Below are 3087 nucleotides of genomic sequence, written 5' to 3' on the forward strand. Positions count from 1 at the left end.
GGCCTGGGTTGCCGCCAGCCCTACCCCGGGGTTAAATCTGCGGCTGGGCCTACAGTACGACGATCGCTTTGGGGCCAATGTGCTGCTGCAAACGGGCTTTAGCTGGGGCGGTTCTGCACCTAGATCGGCGGCGGCAGGGTTAGGGCTGAACCAGCCGATTCAGCGCACCATGGGCATTACCGTAGGCACCGACGCTCAAACTCAGGCAGCGATCGACCCCGACTCCAACCAGATCTATCGGTTTTACCACGTGCAGCCCGGTGCCAATGCTGGCGATGGTACCGCCGCCGCCCCCTATGGCGCGATCGATCCGGCATTAGGCGCGGCCAGCATAGGCGATCGCGTCTACGTTCAGCCAGGTCATTTGGCCAGCGGTTTTACCATTCCCACCGGGGTGCAGGTCTTGTCTACCGGGCCAGTGCAGCCCCTGCGTACCCAGTTGGGCATTCTGGCGCTGCCGGGTTCTGGCAGTGGCCTGCTGCCCTCCGTGCCCGGTACCGTAGTCATGGGCGATGACAGCCTGCTGTCAGGGTTTGCTATAGCCCCAGACCCCGATCAGGATGGCATCCAGGCCAATGAGGTCAGGTCTGTGACGATTTTAGACAACCAAATTCTCGCAGCTCGCAACGGCATTTTGCTAAACCAGGTCAGTGGGAATGTAGCGATTCGCCGCAACCAAATCCAGTCGGCCAGCCAAAACGGCATCTTGCTCAATCTCTCTGGGCAAACCATAGACACCGCTGACCTCAGCAACAACGATATTCACAGTGCCCTGGGCGATGGTCTACTGGTGCGAGCCGCTGACGGCAGCCAGATCAACACCCTACAGCTGAGCCAGAACCGCATTCGCAGCGCTGGCGAAAATGGCCTCACCGTGCTGAGCGAAACCAACAGCCGCGTCGGTACGGTAGCGATCGCTCAAACTCAGATTACGGCCTCTGGCGAAAATGGCGTACTGGTAATAGCCGATTCTGGTGGCCGAATTGACCACGTTGCGCTCAACCAGCTCAGTCTCGGCACTACCGGCACCAACGGCGTGCTGCTCCTGGCTGATGACGGTAGCACCATCGCCGCCGCGACCGTTGTCGGGGTAGACGTAGAGCAAAGTCAGGCCAATGGGGTGCTGGTACTAGTCGGCAACAGCAGCCACATTGGCCCAGTTGACCTGGCGCACATTCAGGTGGGGGCGACCGCAGAAAACGGGTTAGCCATATTGGCCCAGGGCGACAGCCGCCTCGGCCCGCTAACCCTACGCCAAATCGACCTGGGCCAGGTGGAAAGCAACGGGGTGCTGGTGCTAGCCGACGCCAACAGCACCCTGGCCGATACCACTATAGACGCCGTCACGATTCGATCGGCTGGGGCTAACGGGCTGCTAATTTTGGGCCAAAACGGCTCTAGCTTGGCGGCGGCAACCGTAACTGACCTAACGGTAGGTAGCGCTGGTGCCAACGGCCTGGTGCTAATCGCCGATCGCGGCTCCCAGATCGCCACCGCCGTGCTAAGCGCCCCCCAGGTCGCCAGCGCAGGCGAAAATGGGGTGCTGGTGCTGGCCGACAACAGCAGCCAGATCGCGACGGTTACCCTGGATGGCGGCGACATTCAACGGGCTAATCAAAATGGTCTGCTGCTGCTGGCCAATAACGGCAGCCAAATCCAAACTCTGGCAGTCACGAATACGACGGTGGGTGAGGCGGCGGCGACTGGGAGTGCGATCGCAGCCAACGTCATTCTCATTCTGGCCGACCAGGGCAGCCGCATAGAGACCGCGAATATAGAGAATAACCAGCTAACTGGGGTAGGGGCTACGGGCATTCAGGCGATCGCCAACGGGCAAAGCCAGCTGGGTACCGTTCGCGTTAGCGGCAATCAGCTTCAGTCGATGGGTGGTGGCGGCGTTTTGGTGCTGGCCGAGGGTCAAAGCCAAATTAGCCAGGCCAACATTACCGGCAACCAGCTTCAGGCAATTGGCCGCGAAGGCATTCAGGTACTGACCGATAGTGAAGGGCAAATTCAATCTCTCCAGATTGCGGCCAACCAAATTAGTCAAACTACCGGCAGCGGCATTCAGGTCTTCGCGGCCAACCAGGGGAAAATCGAGGCCACCCAAATTAGCGCCAATACCCTTGACAGCATTGGTCAAGACGGTATCGTTGCCTTTGCCGAAACCGGTGGGCAACTGGCTAGCGTCACCCTTGATAGTAATCAGGTCAGCCAGGTGGCCCAAGACGGTCTGCGCGTCTTTGCCACCAACGGCGGTACCGTAAACCGGGCCGATCTGGTCAATAACCAAACCCAAGGGGTTGGCAATACCGGTATCTTTGGTTTTGCCGATGGCACCGGCCAGCTTTCTACCCTCACCGTGGTGGGCAACCAAATTCAGGGGTCTGGCAACCAGGCGCTAGAGCTGGGCAACGAGTCGGCCCAGCCCCTCTGTGCCCAAGTCAGCAATAACCAAAGCATTGATACGACAAACTTTGACGCTAATTTGTTTGCCAATGGGGGCAGCACGCTGCAAGTGGTCGACTTACCCCAGCTCAACGCGCTAAACAACGGCACCTTTACCCAGGTCAACAACGCTGGGGCCACCGCCGGTAGCCAGGGCAATCCGCCCTGCCCCTGATCGCTCGCGATGGGCTTATCCCGCCTGAGTTGCGCTGCGAATACAGCGACCAATGTTGGTGTCGATTTTGAGAATGTGGCTGGTCAACCAGTCGACCAGCTGCTGATAAATTTCTTCGGCTACGGCCTCGCTGGCGTCGCTGGCTTTGTAGCGATCGTGCAGGTGGCCAAAGGTTTCGATAAAGGTGGCGTGGGCCTGCTGATTGACCTCAGCGATCGGACACTTGTGCTTGGCGGCACAGGCTTCTTCGTGCTCGAAGTGCCACTCGGCGTAGAACTTGAGAAAGGAGAAGAGCTTTTTAATCGCGGTAGCGCCTTTGTGGTGAGCGATCGCCAAGCCTAAATCATTCACAGCGGCAATCAGCTCTTTGTGGTGGGCGTCGATCATGGGTACGCCAGTGCTGAGGGAGTCGTCCCAGGTGAAGGTCTGGATGGTGGCTGTAGGGTTCATGGGGAGTGGGGGAG

General features: G+C 59.2%; 2 protein-coding genes. One reads left to right on the forward strand and one right to left on the reverse strand.

All coding sequences use genetic code 11. The annotated features are described in order from the left end of the window. On the forward strand, nucleotides 1-2623 hold a 2623-nt coding region (locus IQ273_RS32020; RefSeq protein ID WP_194027124.1), incomplete at its 5' end, for a right-handed parallel beta-helix repeat-containing protein. Between the two features lie 15 nt (nucleotides 2624-2638). Here the strand turns inward: IQ273_RS32020 and IQ273_RS32025 are convergent. Next, complete coding sequence (locus IQ273_RS32025; protein WP_194027125.1) at nucleotides 2639-3073, reverse strand: hemerythrin family protein; 435 nt, start codon at nucleotides 3071-3073, stop codon at nucleotides 2639-2641. Nucleotides 3074-3087: the final 14 nt, after the last annotated feature.

Origin of the sequence: Nodosilinea sp. LEGE 07298, assembly GCF_015207265.1 — a bacterium.
Taxonomy (GTDB): domain Bacteria; phylum Cyanobacteriota; class Cyanobacteriia; order Phormidesmidales; family Phormidesmidaceae; genus Nodosilinea.

Bases quoted from the DNA above. Each gene is read 5' to 3' on its own strand.
- IQ273_RS32025 (WP_194027125.1), bottom strand. From the start codon at position 3,073: ATGAACCCTACAGCCACCATCCAGACCTTCACCTGGGACGACTCCCTC.